This window comes from Baekduia sp. (assembly GCF_035685985.1).
Lineage (GTDB): Bacteria > Actinomycetota > Thermoleophilia > Solirubrobacterales > Solirubrobacteraceae > Baekduia.
Genome location: NZ_DASRZV010000038.1, coordinates 21,642 through 41,907, shown reverse-complemented (window position 1 = coordinate 41,907; position 20,266 = coordinate 21,642). Strand labels below are relative to the sequence as shown.

17 protein-coding genes are annotated in these 20,266 nt (G+C 74.5%); 5 read left to right on the top strand and 12 right to left on the bottom strand.

Annotated elements, in window-relative coordinates; genetic code table 11:
* Window positions 1-38: 38 nt before the first annotated feature.
* The 3 genes from VFG42_RS26360 to VFG42_RS26350 form a co-directional block, all read right to left on the bottom strand.
* On the bottom strand, window positions 39-1,436 hold the full coding sequence (locus VFG42_RS26360) for an extracellular solute-binding protein (protein WP_324911837.1): 1,398 nt from the start codon (window positions 1,434-1,436) through the stop codon (window positions 39-41).
* 111 nt (window positions 1,437-1,547) lie between these two features.
* Window positions 1,548-2,597 carry a LacI family DNA-binding transcriptional regulator gene (locus VFG42_RS26355; protein ID WP_324911836.1) on the bottom strand — a complete coding sequence of 350 codons (1,050 nt, stop codon included), beginning with the start codon at window positions 2,595-2,597 and terminating at the stop codon, window positions 1,548-1,550.
* Between the two features lie 72 nt (window positions 2,598-2,669).
* Entirely contained in the window at window positions 2,670-3,551 is an 882-nt protein-coding gene (locus tag VFG42_RS26350) for a LysR family transcriptional regulator (RefSeq protein ID WP_324911835.1), read from the bottom strand.
* Between the two features lie 69 nt (window positions 3,552-3,620).
* Between VFG42_RS26350 and VFG42_RS26345 the strand changes: the two genes are divergently transcribed.
* Window positions 3,621-3,941 (top strand): hypothetical protein, encoded by a 321-nt coding sequence (locus VFG42_RS26345; RefSeq protein ID WP_324911834.1) that lies wholly within the window; start codon window positions 3,621-3,623, stop codon window positions 3,939-3,941.
* A 75-nt stretch (window positions 3,942-4,016) separates the two neighbouring features.
* Here the strand turns inward: VFG42_RS26345 and VFG42_RS26340 are convergent, their stop codons facing one another.
* Window positions 4,017-5,036 (bottom strand): hypothetical protein, encoded by a 1,020-nt coding sequence (locus VFG42_RS26340; RefSeq protein WP_324911833.1) that lies wholly within the window; start codon window positions 5,034-5,036, stop codon window positions 4,017-4,019.
* An 84-nt stretch (window positions 5,037-5,120) separates the two neighbouring features.
* Window positions 5,121-5,435, bottom strand: coding sequence for a hypothetical protein (locus VFG42_RS26335; RefSeq protein ID WP_324911832.1), 315 nt, complete (start codon window positions 5,433-5,435; stop codon window positions 5,121-5,123).
* Window positions 5,436-5,495: 60 nt separating this feature from the next.
* Here VFG42_RS26335 and VFG42_RS26330 point away from each other — a divergent pair, with 60 nt between their 5' ends.
* Window positions 5,496-6,236, top strand: a complete 741-nt coding sequence (locus VFG42_RS26330) for a methylated-DNA--[protein]-cysteine S-methyltransferase (RefSeq protein ID WP_324911831.1) — start codon at window positions 5,496-5,498, stop codon at window positions 6,234-6,236.
* 51 nt (window positions 6,237-6,287) lie between these two features.
* Entirely contained in the window at window positions 6,288-7,253 is a 966-nt protein-coding gene (locus VFG42_RS26325; RefSeq protein ID WP_324911830.1) for a hypothetical protein, read from the top strand.
* A 439-nt stretch (window positions 7,254-7,692) separates the two neighbouring features.
* On the opposite strand, the gene VFG42_RS26320 is transcribed toward VFG42_RS26325, so the two are convergent.
* Window positions 7,693-8,394 (bottom strand): hypothetical protein, encoded by a 702-nt coding sequence (locus VFG42_RS26320; RefSeq protein WP_324911829.1) that lies wholly within the window; start codon window positions 8,392-8,394, stop codon window positions 7,693-7,695.
* A gap of 92 nt (window positions 8,395-8,486) precedes the next feature.
* On the opposite strand from VFG42_RS26320, the gene VFG42_RS26315 reads away from it, so the two are divergent.
* Window positions 8,487-10,766: an NHL repeat-containing protein gene (locus tag VFG42_RS26315; RefSeq protein ID WP_324911828.1), complete on the top strand. Its 2,280-nt coding sequence runs from the start codon at window positions 8,487-8,489 to the stop codon at window positions 10,764-10,766.
* Between the two features lie 8 nt (window positions 10,767-10,774).
* Here VFG42_RS26315 and VFG42_RS26310 read toward each other — a convergent pair whose 3' ends face one another.
* From VFG42_RS26310 to VFG42_RS26290, 5 genes are read right to left on the bottom strand one after another with little or no spacing between them, the layout of a single operon-like run.
* Window positions 10,775-12,151 (bottom strand): transaminase, encoded by a 1,377-nt coding sequence (locus VFG42_RS26310; RefSeq protein WP_324911827.1) that lies wholly within the window; start codon window positions 12,149-12,151, stop codon window positions 10,775-10,777.
* Window positions 12,152-12,161: 10 nt separating this feature from the next.
* Window positions 12,162-13,142 carry an NAD(P)-dependent oxidoreductase gene (locus tag VFG42_RS26305; protein ID WP_324911826.1) on the bottom strand — a complete coding sequence of 327 codons (981 nt, stop codon included), beginning with the start codon at window positions 13,140-13,142 and terminating at the stop codon, window positions 12,162-12,164.
* On the bottom strand, window positions 13,139-13,273 hold the full coding sequence (locus VFG42_RS26300; RefSeq protein WP_324911825.1) for a hypothetical protein: 135 nt from the start codon (window positions 13,271-13,273) through the stop codon (window positions 13,139-13,141). Before VFG42_RS26300 ends, VFG42_RS26305 begins: the two co-directional genes overlap by 4 nt.
* Window positions 13,274-13,303: 30 nt before the next feature.
* Window positions 13,304-13,861, bottom strand: coding sequence for a metallophosphoesterase family protein (locus VFG42_RS26295; protein WP_324911824.1), 558 nt, complete (start codon window positions 13,859-13,861; stop codon window positions 13,304-13,306).
* Entirely contained in the window at window positions 13,849-14,640 is a 792-nt protein-coding gene (locus VFG42_RS26290; RefSeq protein ID WP_324911823.1) for a hypothetical protein, read from the bottom strand. Before VFG42_RS26290 ends, VFG42_RS26295 begins: the two co-directional genes overlap by 13 nt.
* 137 nt (window positions 14,641-14,777) lie before the next feature.
* On the opposite strand from VFG42_RS26290, the gene VFG42_RS26285 reads away from it, so the two are divergent.
* Window positions 14,778-19,979 carry a hypothetical protein gene (locus VFG42_RS26285; protein WP_324911822.1) on the top strand — a complete coding sequence of 1,734 codons (5,202 nt, stop codon included), beginning with the start codon at window positions 14,778-14,780 and terminating at the stop codon, window positions 19,977-19,979.
* Here the strand turns inward: VFG42_RS26285 and VFG42_RS26280 are convergent.
* Complete coding sequence (locus tag VFG42_RS26280) at window positions 19,976-20,194, bottom strand: hypothetical protein (RefSeq protein ID WP_324911821.1); 219 nt, start codon at window positions 20,192-20,194, stop codon at window positions 19,976-19,978. The two genes, VFG42_RS26285 and VFG42_RS26280, sit on opposite strands and share 4 nt — an antisense overlap.
* Between the last annotated feature and the right edge of the window lie 72 nt (window positions 20,195-20,266).

Sequence of the window (20,266 nt, the reverse complement as noted above, 5' to 3'; positions counted from 1 at the left end):
AGACGCCGACCGTCTCGCACCCGGTGCGCGATTGCGACCTAGGACGTCGCCTGGGACAGGAGGCCGTCGGCCTCCTTGGCGGCCTTGTCGAGCTGGGACTTGATGTCGGCGTCCGACAGCTGGCCCTTGCTCGCCGCCTGGTCGAGGATCTGCCCGAACTGGTTCTTGTAGGCGTTCTCGACCTGGGCCCACTGCGCGATCGGCGCGTAGGAGCGACCCTGGTCCTTGATGGCCGCGTAGAACGCCTCGTGGTCGGCGTCCGCGGTGCCCAGCGCCTCCTGCGGCTTGAGCCGCGCGGGGAACATCCCCATCAGGTTGGCGTAGTCGGTCTGGACCTGGTCCTGGGACAGGTACTTGATCAGCTCCCAGGCCGCGTCCTTGTGCTGGGAGGACTTGAACATCATCAGGTTGGACCCGCCGATGAACGTGTAGCCCTTGTTGCCCTCGCCGCCGGGCATCGGCGCGACCGCGACGTTCTTGCGGGCCGCGGCCGACCAGGTGTCGTCGTCGGCGCGCTTGGAGGCCTGCAGGACCCACGGGCCGCCGATGAAGACGGCCAGGCGGCCGCCCTTGAACTGGTCCTCGACCTGGTTGCCGTCGCGCTCGAGCATCGACTTGTCCCACAGGCCCTCGCCCACGAGGTCGGTGGCGAACTTGACGCCCTGCACGGCCTGCGGCGAGTTGATCGTCGACGTCTTGTTGTCGTCGCTCAGCTCGGTGCCGCCCGCGTCCCAGACCCACGGCATCAGGTTGTGGACCAGGTCATAGGCCTTCTTGCCCGGGCCGCCGAACGGCGAGATCGGCTTGCCGCCGACCTCCTTGACGGCCTTCAGCTTCTCCAGCGTCGCCTTCAGCGCGTCCTGCGAGGCGAACGCGGTCTTGGGGTCGACGCCCGCGGCCTTCAACGCGTCCTTGCGGTAGTAGATCGTGCGGGCCTCGGTGAACCACGGCACGCCCCACACGCCGTCCTGGCCCTCGACCTGCGAGGTCTTCCAGATGCCGGGCGCGTAGGCGGACGCGCCGCCGATGTCGTCGACGCGGCCGCTGAGGTCGTCGAAGCCGCCGAGCGCGGCGAAGAACGGGACCTGCGTCGTGCCGGCCTGCGTGACGTCCGGGCCCTCGCCGCTGACCGCGGCGTTGCGGATCCGGTCCAGCTGGACGTCCCAGCCGACGAGCTCGACCTTGACGTTGATGCCGGTCTGCGCCGTGAACGGCTTGAGGATCCGCTGCGTGTCGGCCACCGGCGAGGGGCCGTTGTTCATGATCCAGAGGCGGACCGTCTGACCCTTGAGGTCCTTGGCCTGCGTGCCCGAGGCGGTGTCCTTGGCCTGGGCCTTGTCGTTGCTGTCGCCGTCGTCGCCGCCACACGCGGCGAGGACGAACGTCAGTGCCATCAGGGCGACCGCCAGCAAAGCGGTCACGCGACTCCTGCGCATCTCTCTCCTCCTGCTCCCCAACAGTTTGACTCTCGAAGTGACTCTTACGAAAACGTTTACGACCCTGCGGACGGGCAAAGCGGGGCTAGGGCGGTCGTGGCAGCACCTCCGCTAGCTCCGGCTCGTAGGCGCCGCGGTGGTCCCGCGGACGACCAGCTCGATCGGCAGCGTGACGGCGGCAGGCGCGTTGGCCGCGTCGCCGTCGATGTGCGCCATCAGCCACCGGGCCGCTGCCGCCCCGAGGCCCTGCTTGTCCTGGGCGAGCGTGGTCAGCCCGGGCTGCAGATGGGCGGCGAGCATGATGTCGTCGAAGCCGACGACGCTGAGGTCGCCGGGGACGCTCAGGCCCGCCTCGGCCGCCGCGCGCAGCGCGCCGACGGCCATGAAGTCCGAGGCCGCGACGATCGCCGTCGGCGGCTCGTCGAGCGCCAGCATCCGCGCGGCGGCGGCGTGGCCGGAGTCGACGTAGAAGTCGCCGCCGAGGACGTACTCGTCGCGGAAGCCCAGGCCGGCCGCGGCCAGGCCCTCGCGGTAGCCCTTCAGGCGCCGCGCGCCGGCGACCGTCTCGACCGGGCCGTGGATCGTCGCGATCCGCGTGTGGCCGAGCCGCGCCAGGTGCTCCACGGCCTGGCGGCTGCCCGCGACGTTGTCGGAGGTGACGAACGCGGTGTCGCGGCCGGTCAGCTCGACGTCGACGCCGATCGTCGGGATCGACGAGGCGCAGAGGCGCCGGACGTCCTCGTCGCGATGCTCGACGCCCATCAGCACGACGCCGTCGACGTTGTGGTGGCGGCAGCGCTTGACGTAGGAGTGCGCGCCGTAGCCGTTGCCGGGGTTCTCGGTCGCGAACAGCAGCAGGTCGTAGCCCGCCGCGCCCGCGGTCTCCTGGACGCCGGCGAGCACCTCGTGGAAGAACGGGTGCTGCAGGTCGGGGTGGCCCTCGCCCGTGTTGAGGAACACGCCGACGACGTGCGAGCGCTGGGTGACCAGCGCGCGGGCCGAGGCCGACGGCGTGTAGTCCAGCTCCTCGGCGAGGCGGATGATCCGCTCGCGGGTCTCGGGCCGCACGTCGGCGTAGCCGTTGAGCGCGCGCGACACGGTGCCGATGGACACGCCGCTCAGGCGGGCCAGCTCGCGGATGGTGGTGCGCTCGGATGGCATGGTCTCTCTCGGTCTGTCGCCGAAAACGTTTTTGGCGACGCCGGGATCCTAACCACACCGGTGAGGGGCTTGTCAAGGGCGACCGGTCACCGCGGCAAGGACATGGTGGCGGAACGCGGCCGCCGCGGGCGTCGGCGCCTCGTGGTCGCGCCACAGCATCGAGACCGGGACGCGCACGCGCGGGTGCAGCGGGCGGACGGCCAGGACCTCGGCGGGGACCCCGCCGACGACCGACGCGGGCATCAGCGTGACGCCGAGCCCGAGCGCGACCAGCTCGCGCAGCGTCTCCAGCTCGTTGGCCTCGGCGATGACGCGCCCATCCGGCGCGACGCGCTCGAGGTTGCGCCGCAGCGCCGAGCCCGCGACGTGGGCGACCAGCGGGCGGTCGGCGAGCGCCGCGTGCGGGACGCGCTTGCGCGCGGCCAGCGGGTCGTCGGGCGCGCAGATCAGCACGAGCTCCTCGTGCAGCAGGTGGCGGCCGGTCAGCGACGGCGCGGTGTCGGCCGGGTCGACGAGCGCGAGCACGAGGTCCAGCGCGCCGTCGGCCAGCTCGTCGAGGAGCGTCGCGGCGACCTCCTCGCGGATCGTGATGTCGATGCCCGGATGCGCGCGGCCGAACTCCGCGATCAGCGCCGCGGGGTGCAGCCCGCCGATCGGCGGGACGCCGCCGATGCGCAGGCGACCGCGGACGAGGCCGTGCAGCGCGTCGAGGTCGGCCGCGATCGCGTCGGCCTCGGCCAGCGCGCGGCGGCCGCGGGCCAGGACCAGCTCGCCGGCCTCGGTGACCTCGACGCGGCGGGTCGTGCGGCGCAGCAGCTCGACGCCCAGCTCGCGCTCGAGCTTGGCGACCTGCTGGGAGAGCGCGGACTGGGCGACGTGGAGGTCGAGCGCGGCGGCGGTGAAGGACCGCGCGCGGGCGACCGCGTCGAGGTATCGAAGCTGGCGAAGTTCCATCTCGTTTGGCGATGGGTGTGCGCACATCTTCGCATTGCGCGATGGCGTTCGCGAGCGGACACTGGATCCATGACCTCCATCTCCCCTCCCCACCTCGCCGGCGTGACCCTCCGCGCCGCGCGCCCGGACGACGCCCCCGACGTCGCCCGCCTCGCCGCGCTGGACTCCCGCCGCGTGCCCGCCGGCCCGCTGCTGCTGGCCGAGGAGAACGGCGTCCTGCGCGCCGCGCTGGCGACGACGACGGGCGAGGCCGTCGCCGACCCCTTCGCGCCCACCGAGCACCTCCTCGCGCTCCTGCGCCGCCACGCCGTGCGCCGCGACGCGCCACCCGGCTGGTCGGTCCCGGCGCGCGGGACGCGGCTGCCGCGCTTCGCGCTGCGGGCGGGCTGACGACCGCGGCGCGCCGCCTCCGGGTGGGCGGCGCGCCCGGGGGCCCGCCCCGTGCCGGGCGGGGCCGTTGGCCGTTCAGGCCACCTGCCGGACCGAGGATGCCGCGGTCCGGAAGACCGTCTCCCAGCGGTCGGCGTGAACGGCGATGTGGTGGGACTTGGCCCACTCCTCGGCGCGGCGGCGCAGCTGTCGGCGACGGAAGCGGGCGCCGGCCATGGCCAGCAGGGCGTGCTCCCACCCGTCGTCGGAGACCAGCACGCCGCCTTCCTCTTCGCCGAGCCCCAGGTACGGGCCGCGCGCGGACGCCACCCACGGGACGCCGGAGGCCGCGTACTCCTTGAGGGTGATGCGCGTCCGTGCCGCGGTCGTCGGTAGCTCGGCCATCGGCGCGATCGCCACGTCGAACTGGCGCACGTGCCACGCCAGCTCCTCGACCGGGAGGAACTTGTGATGGGTGTAGCGGTCGCCCGCGTCGGCCAGGTCCAGCTCGACGCCGACGGTCTCGACCTTGATCCGCTGGTCGCGCGCCATCACGCGCCGCAGGACGTCGGCGATGCCGAGCGCCTCGGCGTCCAGCGCGTCCTCGGGCTCGCCGACCCAGCCGACGATCACGCCGGTGTGAGTCTTGGGCTGCCAGACGTACTCCTCGTCGCCGAGGTAGTCCTCGATGACCACGACCGCGCCGTCGGTCACCGCCGCGCAGCGCTCCGCGATCACCTCCGAGCCGGTGGTGACGACGTCGGCGCGGGCCGCCATCGCCTTCTGGCCGCGCAGCTCGCGCGCCCGGCGGTAGCCGCCCAGCGGCGCCAGGCCGTCGACGTCGGCCGGCAGCAGCGCCGCCGGGTCGTCGGTGTCCCACGTGATCCCGACGCCGCGGGCGCGCAGCTCGTCGACGCAGGCGATCAGGTCGCGCTCGGACCGGCGATGGATGTGCACGACGTCGCAGTCGGCGAGCCGCTCGGGAGCGACGTGGCCGCCGTGGTCGGGCTGGACCCAGACGACCTGGTGCCCGCGCCGTGCCAGCTCTCTCAAGGGGACGACCACCCGATGGTGGACGTTCGTGAGATCGCTGTTGAACACCGCTCCGATCTTCACAGTGGTTCCCTCCGCTCCTCCGCTCGCTGGAGGGCCGAGGGTAGACCGGCCCCGAAGCCCGGGGCAAGGGCATGTGCCGCCTTGTCAAGGACCGGTCGGGCCGTCGGGCTCGGCCTCCTGCTCGGGGTCGACCTCGGCGGTGCCCTCCGAGAGCGTCCGACGGGCCGGGACGCGGGCCGCGGCGGCGTCCAGGCGCTCGCGGACCGCCTTGGCGGCCGGGCCGACGATCGCCCGCTCGGGCGCGCTCATGTCGGGCCAGCGGCCGCGCAGGTCGGCGAGGTGGTCGGCGGCGCGGTCCAGCGCGTCGCGCGCGGTGTCGTGCGCGTCCTCGGCCAGCGCCTCCTCGGCGGTGGAGATCTCGTGGCCGGCGTCGGCGGCGAGCTTGAGCAGGTCGTCCATGGCGCACGCGATGCTACGCACCGATCTCACGCCAACGGCGCGCGGGACGTTGAACCTCTCATGAAGCAGCACACGCTCACCGGCCGCGACGGCCGGCCCTACGCGTCGTCGACGCCCGGCACGCTCGGCGGCCATCGCCGCGGGCGCGTCTACGGGCGCCTGGACTGCCCGGGCGCGCTGCGCGCGATCGCCCGCGGCGGCTACGTCGCCGAGCGCGTGTTCTTCGCCGACGAGCCCACCGCGATCGCCGCGGGCTACCGCCCGTGCGCGACCTGCCTGCCCGCCGCCCACGCCACCTGGAAGGAGCGCCGTTCCGTGCCGCTGACCCACACCACCGTCGAGTCCCCGATCGGCGAGATCGCGCTGCTGGCCGACGGCGACGGGCTCTGCGAGATCCGCTTCTCGGTGAGCGACGTCCCGCCGGACTCGCCGCGCGCCGACGACGACCCGGTCCTGCGCGAGGCCGCGCGCCAGCTGCGTGACTACGCCGAGGGCCTGCGCGAGACGTTCGACCTGCCGCTGAAGCCGCGCTTCGGCACCGACTTCCAGCGCGCGGTGTGGGACCACGTCGCGCGCGTGCCGTACGGGACGACGACGACCTACGGCGAGATCGCCGACGCGCTCGGGGTCGGCGGCGCGGGCGCCCGCGCGGTCGGCGCGGCCAACGGCGCCAACCCGCTGCCGATCGTCGTCCCGTGCCATCGCGTGATCGGGGCGCGCGGCGCGCTGACCGGCTACGCGGGCGGCCTGGACCGCAAGCGGGCGCTCTTGACACATGAGGGCGCCCTGCTGGCGGTGTGAGCGCACTGAGGCGGCGGTCCGCACGCCGCCTCTATGCTGCGACGTCAGCCCGTGTCGCACGAGCCCTCCCTGCCCACCCCGCCCCGTGAGCGCTGGCCCCTGGCGGTCGCGCTGGCCGCGCTCGTCGCCGGCGCCGCCCTGCTCGGCGTCGCGCTCGGCGGCGTCTTCACCAAGCACAGCCACGCGCGCCTGCCCGCGCCGCCGGCCGCGCCCGCCGTCGTCGTGATGACGCCGGCGCCCGCGCCCGGCGCGGCGGCCGCCGTCGACACGAGCGCGGTCACCGGCCCCGCGACCGCCGCGCAGGGCCAGCAGCAGGCCAAGCAGAGCCCGGCCACGCAGAAGGCCGACGCCAAGCGCTTCACGATCAACGACCGCACCCACGTGGCCGCCGACTGGGTCTCCGGGTTCTACGGGATCTACGCCGAGGCCCAGAAGGTCTACGGCGTCAACTGGCTGCTGATCGCGTCGGTCCACAAGCAGGAGACCGCGTTCTCCACGCACCCGACGACCTACCACGGCCTGAACTTCGCCAACTGCTGCGCCGGGCCGATGCAGTTCAACGTCACCAACGGCCCGGTGTCGACGTGGAAGCGCTACAAGGACTCCTTCGCGCGCGGGACGCGTCCGGCCGACTACCCGCACAAGACCGCCAAGCACCCGTCGATCTACGACGACTACGACTCGATCATGGCCGCCGCCGCGCTGCTGCGCGACTCGGGCGCCGGTCGGGACCTGGACGCCTCGGCCTGGCAGGCGGCCTACGACTACTACGGCCACGACGCCACGGGCGTGTCCTACGCCGACGAGGTCATGGCGCGCGCCATCGGCTGGGGGCAGAAGTCGTTCTGCATCAACTGCCTGACCGACAGCGGGTTGATGAACGCCGTGGACGCCGCCTGGGGCGCGCCCGCGCGGACGGCGCTGGACGCGGCGGCGGCCGCGAAGGACGAGGACGCGGTGGCGCTGGCGGCGTCGAAGAAGTCGTCGTCGTCCAAGTCCTCGTCGAAGAAGAAGTAGCGGCGCGCCAGCCGCCCTGGCGTTTGAGCGCGGGGCGTTCACCGTGGGTGCGAGGCTGGCATGGCCGAGATCATCGACGGCGGCGAGCGAGGGTGGCGTGGCGGCCGGGGTCGCTCTCCGCGGGCGAGGGTGTCGGGTTCCGGGCATCCAGACATGAATCCGGGCCGTGTTGGTGGGGCTCGGCGGGGTGGTCGTGGGTGCGGGGCGAGTTTGCCGGGATATGTGCGGAGAACTCGACCCGCATCCTCGGTTCGGGATCCGGGGCGGTCTATGACGAACTATTCGCCATAGAGCGACCCCGACGCCGGGATTCATGTCTGGATGCCCGTCCACCACGCACGCCCGCGGAGACAAGACCCCGGTGGCGCCGCCACCCTCGCCTGCCGCCATTGATGAGCTTGGCCATGCCGGCCCCGCACCCACGCGAACGGTCGCGCACCTACGCCAAGGCGGTTCGCGCCAAGGCGTGGAGCGGCGCCCGGCCGCGCTTCCCGGCGTCGACGAGGACCTCCATGCCGCGGAGGCAGTAGGCGACGCGCTGGGCCAGGACCATCCGACAGCCGAGGGCGGCGGAGAGCTCGCGCGTGGTGAACGCGCCGGCGGCGACGAGCGCCGGAGGCAGCAGCGCCGCCGCGTCGGACGGCGACGAGAGCACCTCGGAGCCGACCACCTCGACGAGCCGTCGCTCGCCCGGGTCGCGCCGTCGGCGCCCGGACCGCGAGCGGCCCGCCTCGGGCGCGCGGATGTGGTCCTCGGCGCACAGCAGCACCTCGACCGTCAGGTTCGGGTGGGCCAGCAGCGACGGGAAGGACACCAGGCGATCGAAGACGTCGAGCACGCCGCCACGCAGGGGCGACCGGCGCGACGACAGCACCTCGCCGTGCGCGTCGACGCGCACGATCCGCCGCCGCGCGGCGACCGGGTGCACGATCCGCATCCGGTGGTCGTCCAGCAGCGCGTCGAGCTTCGGCCCCAGCGGCGAGAAGCCGCCGGTCTGGACCTCGACCAGCTCGCCGTCGGCGCGCACGAGATCGATCACGAAGCGACCGAACTTCACCTCGGCCCGGTCGCCCGGCGACGCGAGCAGATCCTTGACCGCCGCGTGCAGCGGGCCCTCGCGCAGAACGCCGATCCCGGACACCGCGTGAAACCTTATCGGCGCCGGTCTCGTCACCGGTCTGATGGGCGCGGTCGTGCAGCACCGCGACTCTTCGTACCTAGCCTTGTTCCGAGATGACGATGCCCCGCTTCCGCCCCCTGCTGAGCACCGCCCTCGCCGCCGCGGCCACCGCCGCGGTGGCCCTCCCCGCCACGGCGAGCGCCGACTGCCCCGGCACGTCCGGCACCTGCCCGTACACGTCGGTCGTCCAGAACGGCCAGCGCGGCGGCGGCGTGCTGCGCTTCCCGCAGGCCGTCGCCGTCGGCCCCGACGGCGCGGTCTACGTGGTCGACCAGGGATCGCACCTGATCCAGCAGTTCACGCCCCAGGGCCAGTGGCTGCGGGACATCGGGTCGGCCGGGACGCGGCCGGGCGAGCTGAGCGCGATCGGCGCGGTCGCGGTCACCGGCGACAACCAGGTCGTCGTCGCCGACGGCGCCTCCAACCGCATCGTCCGCTTCGACAGCACCGGCAACCTGATCGACTCGTGGGGCGGCAACGGCACCGCGCTGGGTCGGTTCCACTTCGGCGCCGGCGGCGGCAACGACGCGGCGGCGGGCGGCGGCCTGGCGGCGTCGGGCTCGACGCTCTACATCGTCGACACCGGCAACGACCGCGTCGTGCGCTTCAACGCCGCGGGCGGCAACGGCGCCGAGATCGTCCCGCCCGGCACGCTGCAGAACCCGCGCGGCGTCGCGGTCCGCGGCACGCGCATGCTCGTCGCCGACGACCAGCACCACCGCGTCGCCGCGTTCGACACCGGCGGCCACCTGCTGGCGTCGATCGGCGCCGGCCAGGGCGCGGGTCCCGGCCAGCTGAACTTCCCCTACGGCGTCGCGATCGACCCGCAGGGCCGCGTGTTCGTCGCCGACGACATGAACCAGCGCATCGTGCGCTACTCGACGCCGGCGACCAAGTACCAGTACAAGGCGCGCTGGGGCTCCTACGGCACCGGCCCCAACAACCTCGCCTACCCGCGCGGCCTGGCGACCAACGGCAGCGGCGAGCTGTACGTCGCCAACACCGGCAACGACCGCATCGACGTCTTCGACGTCTCCGGCACGTTGAAGCGCTCGTTCGGCATCTCGGGCCGGGCGACCGGCCAGTTCGACTCACCGGTCGGCGTCGCCGCCGACGCCTCGGGCGTCCGCGCGGTCACCGACGCGCTCAACGGGCGCGTGCAGCTCATCAACCCGGACGGGTCGCTCGCCACGGTCTGGGGCTCGCCGAACCCGGGCCCGACGATCCTGCCCAACCCGGTCGCGGTCGCCTTCGACCAGGCCGGCAACGGCTACGTGCTCGACGGCCGGCGCGGCCGCATCGTCGTCTTCGACCGCGCGACGGCGACGACCAGCCGCTCGATCGGCAGCCTCGGCTCCGGCCCCGGCCAGCTGCAGTCGCCGCAGGCGCTGGCCCTCGACGCCTCCGGCAACATCGCGGTCGCCGACACCGGCAACCTGCGCGTCGCGCGCTTCGCGGCCGACGGCTCCTACCTGGGGTCCTTCGCGGTCAGCGACGCGCCGCGCGGGATCGCGGTCACGCCCGACGGCAGCCGGATCTACGTGTCGGACACGCGCAACCGCATCACGGTCTACGACGGCGGCGGCACCCAGCTCGACCAGTTCGGCGGCACCGGCTCCAAGCTCGGCAAGCTCAACGCCCCGGCCCAGCTCAGCCTCGACCAGGGCGGCAACCTGTGGGTCGCCGACCGCGGCAACAACCGCATCCAGGAGTTCGGCCCCAACGGCGAGCGCCTGCAGGCGATCGGCGAGCGCGGCATCGGCGACGGGCAGTTCATCCACCCGACCGGCGTCAGCGCGGACTGCAACGGCAAGGTCACGGTGACCGACAGCGACAACAACCGCGTGACGACGCTGACGCTCACGACCCCGACGCCCGGCCTGGCCTGCCGCCCGCTCGGCCCGATCGGCGCGCCGCCGGCGCTGAAGTTCCCGACGCTGCCCGAGCCCCTCGGCCCGCAGCTGAGCGTGAAGGTCCTCCGCAAGGCCGGGCTGCTGAGCGCGCGGAACCTGCCGGTCCGCGTCGGCTGCGACACGACCTGCGCGCTGACCGCGTCGGCGACGATCGTCCAGCGCGGCACGCCGCGCACGGTCGGCAAGGGCAAGAAGAAGCACACGGTCAAGCCCGTGTCGATCGACCTCAAGCAGATCAAGCTGACGATCCCGGCGGGCTCGTCGAAGATCGTGCGGCTGACGGTCTCCAAGGCCGACGCGGCCAAGCTGAAGAAGGCGCTGAAGGGCAAGAAGGGCCTGGACGTGGCCCTCCAGCTGGAGGCGACCGCCGCGGCCGGCCAGCCGACGTCGGAGACGACGCGCCTGCAGGCGACCGCGTAGTTGTAGATCTAGTTCGCGAAGATCTCCCCGACGACCGCGTCGAGGGCGCCGACCACCGTGTCGACGTCCTCGATCGTGGTCGCCGGGCTCATCAAGGCCATGTTGTGGAACGGGGTCAGCATCACGCCGCGGTTCAGCAGCGCGGCGTGGATGAGGTCGTCGAGCAGGTGGTCGATCGCCGCCAGCGCGTCGGCGCCGGTCGCGTGCGGCGCGGGCGTGTAGCCGAACTCCGCGCGGGCCCCGAGCGCGACGACGTGCCACGGCGCGCCGTGCTTGGCGAAGACGTCGCGCACGCCCGCCACGTAGCGGTGGCAGGTGAGCAACATGGAGGTGTAGGCCTCCTCGGTCAGCACCTGGTGGAGCGTCGCGCGCGCGGCGGCCAAGGACAAGGCGTTGCCCGCCAGCGTCCCGCCGACGCCGCCCCAGTCCAGGTAGTCGCCCTCGGTGTCGGCCAGCACGCGGTCGCGCAGGTCCGCGCTCAACCCGTAGGCCCCGATCGGGACGCCGGCGGCCAGCGCCTTGCCGAGCGTCACCGCGTCGGGGCTCAGGCCCCACGCGCGCACGCAGCCGCCCAGGCCGGTCGACATCGTGTGCGTCTCGTCGTAGATCAACAAGGTGTCGGTCTCCGCGCACGCCTCCTCCAACCCCTTCAGGAACCCGTCGGCGGGCAGGACCATGCCGACGTTGGTCATCGCGGGCTCGGCGAGGACGACCGCGACGTCGCGCGGCGCCAGCGCGGCGCGCACCGCGTCGAGGTCGTTGAAGGGCACCACCTTGGTCGTCAGCGCCGGGTCGACCGGCGCGCCGACGTTGCCCTCGCGCGGGACCACGCGGCCCGAGGCGTCGAGCGTCGCCACCGTCTCGTCGACGGTCCCGTGGTAGGCGTGGAGGAAGATGAGGATCTTGCTCCGGCGCTGCACCTGACGGCACATGCGCAGCGCGAAGCGGTTGGCGTCGGTCGCGCTCAGCGCGAACTGCCACGCGGGCACGCCGAAGCGGCGGCCGAGCTCCTCGCCGACGGCGATCGCGTCCTCGGTGGGCATCATGGTGGTGATGCCGCCGCGGTCCCGCGCGCGCGAGACGATGGCCTCGACCGTCGGCTCCGGCGAGTGGCCCGGCAGCGACCCCGTGTCGCCCAGCGCGACGTCGACGTACTCGACGCCGTCGACGTCGGTCACCCGCGCCCCGCGCGCCTCCGCGAGGTAGACCGGCGTGCCGCCCGCCCACTTGGCCATCCACGGCATCGGGACGCCGTGCAGCAGCGCGTGCGACGCGCGCCGCGCGAGCTGGACCGAGCGCGGGTGCTCGGCGGCGAAGCGCGCCCGCTCGCGATCGAGCAGGGCCTGGAGGCGGGTGCGGTCGAGGTCGGCGGCGGCGTGGGGCATCGCGGCGAGCCTAGCTCGCCGGAACGCGTCCCTCCGCACGAAGCCAGGCCTCGGTCCTCGCCATCCCGTCCTCCAGCGAGACCGCGGGCGCGTAGCCGAGCACGTCGCGCGCCCGGGCGATCGAGTAGGTCCCGGTGCGCGCGAGGTAGCGCGCGGCCGACGCGTTGATCTCGGTCTCCTGGCGGGCGACCCGCGCGCCGAGCGCAGCGGCCGAGGCCAGCGCGCGCGACGGCCCGGTGGGCAGCGTCGCCAGCCGGCGCCCGAGCATCCGCGCGTAGTGCCCGAAGAACTCGGCGGTCGTCACGCCGACGCCGTCCGACAGCGTGAAGACGCCGCCCGCGCCGTCGGGGTGCGTCGCGGCGAGCACGATCCCGTCGACCAGGTTGTCGATGAACACCGGCGAGAACACGCCGCGCCCGCGCGCCGGGAGGACGAACCGGCGCCGCTCGATCTCCTCCACGGGCAGCAGCGTCCACGGGCGCGAGCGCGGGCCGTAGACGTCGCCCGGCCGGACGATCGCGCACGGGACCTCGCCCGCCGCGTGCGCGCGCAGGACGAGCGCCTCGGAGGCGATCTTCGTGTCGACGTAGGGCACGCCGTTGGGCTCGGTCGGATAGGACTCGTCGACGCCGTCGGGGAACGCGAAGCCGAAGACCGTCACCGACGACAGGTGCACCACGCGCGTCGCGCCGCCGGCCGCGCGGGTCGCCGCGTCGAGCACGTGCTTGGTCCCCAGCGCGTTGACGCGCCAGACCGCGCGCGGGTCGGCGCCGCTCATCGAGACGATCGCCGCCGTGTGGATCACGAGGTCGCTGCCCGCGGCGTGGTCCTGCCAGGCGCCGGGCGCGCCGACGTCGCCGGCCACGACGCCGCGCGCCGGGTCGGCGGCGACGTCCACGCCGCGCACCTCGTAGCCGTCGCGCGCGAAGCGGTCGCCCAGCGCGCGGCCGATGAAGCCGCTCGCGCCCGTGATGAAGACGCGGCCGCTCACGACGACGCCCGCGCCGGCTCGGCCTCCGGCCCGCGCGGGTCGCGCGGGTCGCGCGGGTCGTGCTCGTGCGACGTGGAGGTGATGCCCGCCGCCTCGGCGGCGTGCGTGGCGGTGGTCTCGCGTCCGGCCATGTCGGGCCGATCGTACGCGTTGACCGACCCCTACAGGTTGAGCACCGCGTGGCCCCACACGTGCACCACCTGGGTCTCCCCCAGCCGCTGTGCCCGACGGGCCGGCGGCGGCGTGTGGCCGTGCAGGTGCAGGCGCGGCGCGACGCGCAGGACGTAGTCGCGCAGCGCGTCGAAGCCCTCGTGGGCGCGGTCGCCGGGCTCGTCGTGGACGCCGCGCGGCGGCGCGTGGGAGACCAGGACGTCGGCGGGCGGCAGGCGCTTGGCGAGCTTGGACGCCGCGCGCTGGGTGTGCTGCAGCGGCGCGCCGCCGGGCGTGTAGCGGACGCAGCCCTCGAAGCCCGCGAACGTCACGCCGGCCAGCGTCAGCGCGCGCAGGTGCAGGTTGGTGGTGTTGGCCGCGTCGAGGTAGCGGCCGTCGTCGTGGTTGCCGTAGACGCCGATCACCGGAAGGTCCGGGAAGCGGCCGAGCGGGTCCAGGACGTCGGGCTCGAGGTCGCCGAGCGTGACGACCGCGTCCGGCTCGTGCGAGCGGACCAGCGCGGGCAGCGACAGCCACGACGGGTCGTCGGCGAGGATCAGCAGGCGCATGCGCCGGCGAGCGCGTCGGGCGCCAGGAGCAGGCCGGCCGGATGCTCGCCCGCGACGACCAGCGCCAGCGACGCGAACACCTGGTGCAGGACGCCGAACGCGCCGCGCACCGGCGCCGGGTCGAACGGCGTCAGCCGGCACGACGGGCCCTTGAGCGCCCGCAGCGTCCGGGCCAGCGCCGCCAGCCGCGCCCACGCGGCCTCGGCGGCGACCGGGCGCGTGCGCTCGTTGGTGTAGGCCTCGATCAGCGCGGGGTAGCCGACGGCCTGCTCGCCCAGCTCGGCGCGCAGCGCGTGCCGCACCGCCGCGGTCCGCGCCGCGTCCGCGGGATCGGGGCGCAGCTCGTCCTGGGCGCCGTCGGCCCAGGCCAGCACGTCGAGGGGCACGGCGCCCGACGTCCGCTGCAGCCACAGCAGGACCTGCGGGTCGGCGGTCCAGCGCGCGAGCTCCTCGGCGGTCGGCACCAGCGGGTCGCCCGCGTCGTCGGCCAGCAGCGCCAGCGCCTCGCCGATCCCCTGCAGGTACTCGGCGCCGACGTCGGCCTGCGCCTCGAACGGCAGCGCCGCCCGCAGCGCCCGGCGCTCCTCGAAGGCCAGCCGCTGCGCCGCCGCCTGCGCGCCCAGCAGCGGGACGATCCGCGCGCGCAGCTCGGCCTGCGCCACGCGCTCGCGCTCGTCCAGCAGCTCCGGCAGCGCCCGCATCCCGGCATGGCAGGCGGTCACGACGCGCCCCAGCGCGTCGAGGGCGACCGACCGGGAAGGTGGCTGCGCCGCGGGCATCAGAGCACCTGTTCCCCGGGTGGGTGGCGTGAAACGGGCGCGCACGCGGGGAAGACCGCGGCTGGCGGCCGCGATGGCGCTCGGTTAGGATCACCGCGATCGGATCACTTAGCGGACCTCACTGACCAGATCCACGGATGGCCGAACCCCTGCTGACGGGTGCCGCGACGAAGGTCGGCGGCAAGCTGGCCGGTGCGGCGTCGCGTCGCGGGCGGGACTTCTGGCGCGAGGAGCGAGAAGGCCATCGCCTGCTCGAGCGGATCGCCGCCGCCGTCAAGGCCGACGCCGACGTCCACCACGCCGTTCGGCTGCCGCTCGCGAAGGTCGTCCAGAAGAAGCTGGAGACGAGCCCGGACGCGCAGGGCGCGCTCTCGCTCCTGCTCGACGGCGAGGACGTCCCCGAGGCCGCCGCGGCGCTGGCGCAGATCACCGCCCGACTCGTGGCGGACGAGGTCGACTGGCCCGACGCCTTCGACGCCCGGCGGTTCGGCGCGCTCGTCGCCGAGCACGCGCGCGCGTCGGTCAACGCCGTCAAGGCGACCGACCGCGCCGCGGCGCACGTCGACGCCAAGGAGACGCGCGAGCAGGTCGAGCGCATGACGCGCAAGGTGGCCGAGGCGCTGGAGGGCCGCGACCGAGGAGCCGTCCCGCCCGGCCTCCCGCTGCTGCCGCCGTTCTCGCCCGGCGCCGGCCCGATCGAGGTCACGTCGCACGCCTCGCTGCTGGAGGTCCTGCGCTCGTCCGAGCAGCGGTTCCCGCTCGTCGGCCGTGGCGACGTCATGGACGAGGTGGCGGAGTGGCTGAGCACGCCGCCGCCGGGCGCGGGCCGGCCCGACCACCGTGTGATGGTCATCCACGGACCGGGCGGGGCGGGCAAGACGCGTCTGGCCGCGGAGGCGCTGCACCTCGCCCAGACCGCGGGCTGGGTCGGCGGCTTCCTCGGCCCGCAGGACGCCGGCCGGGTGGACTGGGCGGCGCTCTCGCACCCCCAGTTCCCGCTGGCGGTCGCCGTCGACTACGCGGAGGCGCGGCGCGGCGACCTGCAGCACCTGCTCCAGGAGGCGCCGATCGGGCGCGCCGCCGACGCCCCGCTGCGCGTGATCCTCGTCGTCCGCGAGGGCAAGATGCAGCGCGAGAGCTGGCTCGGCCGCCTCGCCGGGCCGGCGGACCTCGGACGCCGGGCCGGCGAGCTGCTCGACGAGGACGCGATCTGGTCGGTGTCGCTGGAGGAGAGCCTCCCGGAGGTCGACGATCGCCAGGCGCTCTGGTCCTCGGCGCGCGAGGTGCTCGGCCGCCCCGGCGAACCGCCCGAGCACCTCGCCGGGCCGCTGTTCGAACGCCCGCTGTACGTGCTGCTCGACGCCTCCCAGGAGATGGTGCTGGAGGACGGCGACGAGGTGGGCGACGTCGCGCCGACGGCGCAGCAGCTGCTCGACCGCGTGCTCCGCCACGAGCGCAAGTACTGGACCGAGGCCCGGCGCGAGCTCGACCTCCGCCTCGACGAGCGCGAGATGAACGACGTCGCGATCGCCGCCACGCTCGTCGGCGGCGTCCCGCGGCCGGCCTTCGAGCGCGCGCTCGCGGCCCTCGAGTGGCTCCAGGATCCCGGCCAGCGCCGGCGGGTCGCCGACTGGTGGTGCGCGGTGTACGCGACGAGCTCCGGCAACGTCCGGGGGATCGAGCCGGACATCGTCGGCGAGTACCAGATCGTCCGGGCGCTCACCGAGCCCCACGGGCCGCGCGACCAGCTCGGCGGGTCGTGGCCGCCCGAGCGGTTGACCGCGCTGGTCGCCACGGCGTCGCTCTCCGGCCGTCAGCGGATCCTGCACGTGCTCACGCGCATCGCGGCCAGCGAGGACACCGCGGGCGTGCGGACCGCGCGCGCCGTGCTGAGCGAGGTCCTCAGCCGGCACCTCGACGAGTTCCTGCCGGGCGCGCTCGACCGGTCGCAGGTCGAGCTCCACCACCACGAAGGGCGCGCCGGCGAGTCGTTGGCGGCCACGGTCGCGTCGGCGGTCGTGGCCGCGGACAAGCTCGAGCTGGTCACGCCGGACCTCGGCCAGGGCCACGAGCGCCGTCGCCGTGTCACCGACGACCCGGGCATCGCCGCGCGCGCGGCCGCGATGCAGATCGTGCGCCGCCAGATCGAGCGCATCGCCGAGCGCGAGTACCGCGACGGTCGCTGGACCGTCGACAGGTACCTCGTCGTGATGGCCTGGACGGTGGACCTCGACCTGCGCTCCGGCCTCGACCAGCTCGCGCTGGCGCGGATCGACGAGCTGGCGCGGATCGTGCCGAGACCGGACCTGCTGCTCGCGCACATCAACCTCCGCTCCGGACGCCGGCTCGAGACGGCTCGGCACCTCGACGCGGCCGAGGCGTGCTACCAGCGCGCCCTGGCCGAGCTGACCGCGCTCGGCGAGCAGGACACGCACCTGGCCTACGTCGTGTGGCACGACCTCGGGGACATCGCGAGCGCGCGCGGGGACCTCGACGAGGCGATGACGCGCTACGAGACGGCCTGGAAGGGCAAGCAGCGGGTCGCCGGCGTCGGCGACGAGAGCACGATCACCACCTTGCTCGCGATCGCCCGCCTCCTGGCCAAGCGCGACGTGGAGGCCGCGCGCGACCTGCTCCGCCGCGGCGAGGAGTCCATCGCCGGCGAGCCGGAGGAGCAGCCGGCCCGCCTGCGCGACTTCGTGCCGGACCTCATGCTGGTGGCGGGTCGTCAGGCGGAGCGGGAGGATCGCCTCGCGGAGGCCAAGGACCTCTACGAGCGCGGCCTGCGCGAGATGGAGGCGCGCGGGCGTGGCGCCGACGATCCGCTGACCTACATCTTGCTCCGCGACCTCGGCGACGTCGCACGGGCCGCCGGTGAGCGGTCCGCGGCGAAGAAGCTCTACGAGCGGGCGCTGGAGGGCAAGGCGCGGCTCGCCGGCGCGCCCGACGAGGACACGGTCAACACGCTGACGCTCCTGGTGCAGACGATCGCCGAGGAGGATCTCGACGCCGCGCTCGCGCTGCTGGCCGACCGCGGGCAGCGGATCGCGGCCGACGCGCCGCTCGACCTGCAGCTGCGCCTCCGGTACCTCGAAGCCGACCTCCTCTCGGAGCATCACCGACACGACCAGGCCATCGAGGTCGCCCGGGAGATCCAGGACTCGTTCGTCACCCACGAGGTGCGCCAGGCGATCCTGGACGTCAGCGCCGACCCGATCGTCGACGAGGTGAACTCGGTCTCGATCGCGATCGACGGGCTGCGGCTGGCCCGCCGCGCGTTCGGCAGCGGCGACCCGCGGCTGCCCGCGTTGGGCGCGCGGCTCGCGGTGACGCTCGCGCAGACCGTCGGCTCGCTGATCATCTCGAAGCTCAGCCTCGCGGAGACCAGCATCGACGAGGCCATGCGGGCCTCCTCGAACGTCCCGGACCCGAACCGGTTCCCCGAGGTCGCCCGGCTGCGGGACGAGATCGAGACGCTGGTACCCGACTACGGGTCGTTCATCGTCGAGGCGGACGCGCGGATCGCCGACGCCGTCGCGCAGGTCATGGCCGAGCCGATGATGGTGCCGCTGGCGTCCCCGCCGAGCGGCACGCCCGACGTTCGCGACGACGTCGGGAGCCGGAACTGGCTCGTCGGGCTCCTCTGCTCGAAGTGGGACGGGACCCAGGACATCGGCGCTCAGGCGGCGCCGATCCTGACGCTGTACGTCGCCGACGCGCTCGGGTACGGCAACGAGCTGGTCGACGACGACGAGGTCTGGCTCGACGAGCGCAGCGCCGACGCCGCCGCCCCGGCGGTCCGCCTCCTGGCCGCGGACCTCCTCGCGACCGGCTCCGTCGACGCGCGACAGGCCGACGAGCTCGCGCGGGCCGCGCATCGGCACGCGGTCGCCGGCGCCGCGGAGCGCGCGCACGGCCGCGAGGACCTCGCGCGCGCCGAGCGGCTGTGGCTGGAGGTCATCGCCCTGAGCCCCGAGCGTTCCACCTCGACGAGCGCCACCTGGAGCAGGCTCGCGGGCCTGTCGTTCCAGCGCGGCGACGAGGCCGAGGAGCTCGAGCGCCTGTGGCGCTCCGCCGAGTCCATGGCCTCCCTCGAGGTCCTCGCGGACACGCGCGCCGCGAGCGTCGTCCGCAGGCTGATCCAGCTCGCGGCCCGGCACGACCCCGACCGGGCGTCCGCCTTCCTGAAGGCCTTGCTCGCCGAGGCCGACGCCGCCGGCGAGGCCGGTCCGAGGCAGCGGCTGCGGGAGCTCGAGGTCCAGCTGCTGGTCGACACCGGCGAGCGGGAGCGTGCCGCCGCGCTGGCGGACGACCACCTCGACGAGGCCGTGCGCGCCGCGCTGCGCCAGGCGATCGCGACCCGCTCGCCGGAGCCGCCCGCCACCGCGCCGGTCACCCCCTCGGCCGAGCTGGCCCTCGCCGCGGCAGGCGCCTTCCGCCCCACGGACCCGCGGCTGCCGCGCTTCGCGAGCGCCCTGCTGAACGTCGCCGAGACGGCGGGCAACGAGGCGATCCTCGCGACCTACGGCTCGCAGGCGGGCGAGCGGACCGACGATCACGAGCGGATCGTCTGGCTCACCGTCGAGAAGATCTCATCGCTTGTCCGGCGCGCGGCCACCGACCTGCTGCCGGTCGACGACGACGCGCCGGACGACGGTGGCGACCTGCTGCGGAGCTGGCTCCTCCGCGCGACGCTCGAGGCGGAGAAGGCCGAGCTGGTCGACCACCTGGCCACCGTGCTGACGCTGCTCGTCCGGCTGTCCGACGGGACGACCCCGCGCGGTTCGCGCCTGCCGCTGCTCCAGGTGGAGATCTGGTCGTCTCCGACGAGCGACGCGCGGGTCGAGGCCGAGGGCGCCCGCCTGGCGCGGTTCCTGGCCGACGCCACGCCCGATCCGCAGGCCGCGGCGGCGGTGGTGGCGGAGGCCCACCGGTACGCGGTGGTCCGAGCGGGCGTGATGGCCGGCGACCTCGGCCGGATCGACGAGGGCGAGGCGCTCCTGCGGCGGGCGCTGGAGATGGTCGACGGGCCGAGCGCGCCGCAGGGCTCGCCGCTGAGGATCAGCGTCGTCGAGGGCCTGGCCGACCTCGCCCTGGCCCGTGGCGACGTCGCGGCCGCGATCCTGTCCCTCGAGCAGGTCCACGAGCGGGCGGCGGCCAAGCACGGCCCCACCCATCCCAAGGCCGTCGCCGCGCTGCGGCGGCTCGCCGACGCGATCGCCACGACCGACGCCGACCGTGCGGGAGCGCGGATCGAGCGGGCGATCGAGGACGCGGGCGAGGACGGCGAGCGGCTCGCGCGGATGCTCGCCGAGCCGACCGCGGACGCGACCGGCTAGGCCAACGTCAGGCTCACGCCGCCGTCGGTGCGCTCCGCGCGCAGCCGGACCGAGGAGGGCGTCAGCGAGACCAACGGCGTCGCGGGCACGACGTGGTGGACCGGCGTGAGCGCGGGCGTGGCGTGATGGGGATGGCCGGCGTCGGCGGTCGCGGTGGCGGGGACCAGCGCCGAGAGCGCGATGGAGGACTTGGCGAAGAGGAGGTTGGAGGTCATGGCGAGGATCTTCCGGCCGGCGACCGGGAGCGGCCTGGGTGGTTCCTGGGCGATCCGTGAGACGGCGGCGGC